The following is a 433-nucleotide window of genomic DNA, read 5'->3' on the forward strand; positions in this document are numbered from 1 at the left end:
CCCTCGGGAATTTGCGACAGCAGGTCTGGCAGCAGGGGGCTGTCGCCCTGGCGGCTTGAGGTGAACTCGACTGCGCGTATGTCCCCGGTCTCCGTGTCCATCGCGATGTGAACCTTGCGCCATTGCCTCCGGCGGGAGGAGCCATGCTTCCGGGTCAGCCACTCGCCGTCACCGCGGAACTTCACCCCGGTGCTGTCGATAAGCAGGTTCAAAGGCCTGCCAGTGCGGCGATACGGGATCTGCACACCGATCCGCGCCTGGCGTCGGCACAGCGTCGAATAGTCCGGCACCGGCCAGTCGAGCCCAGCCATCCGGATCAGGCTCTCGACCAGCCCAACCGTCTGCCGCAGCGGAAGGCCGAAGAGCACTTTCAGCGTCAGACAGGTTTGGATCGCGGCATCCGAGAACGTCTCGGGCCGCCCCCGTTTGCCGG

At 66.1% G+C, this 433-nt stretch carries 1 protein-coding gene; it reads right to left on the bottom strand.

From position 1 onward, the window contains the following. Nucleotides 1-433, bottom strand: a 433-nt coding sequence (locus ABWV23_RS22380; protein ID WP_353351926.1) for an IS5 family transposase, incomplete at both ends; no start/stop codon positions are given.

Source organism: Aquicoccus sp. SU-CL01552 (assembly GCF_040365005.1).
Lineage (GTDB): Bacteria > Pseudomonadota > Alphaproteobacteria > Rhodobacterales > Rhodobacteraceae > Antarcticimicrobium.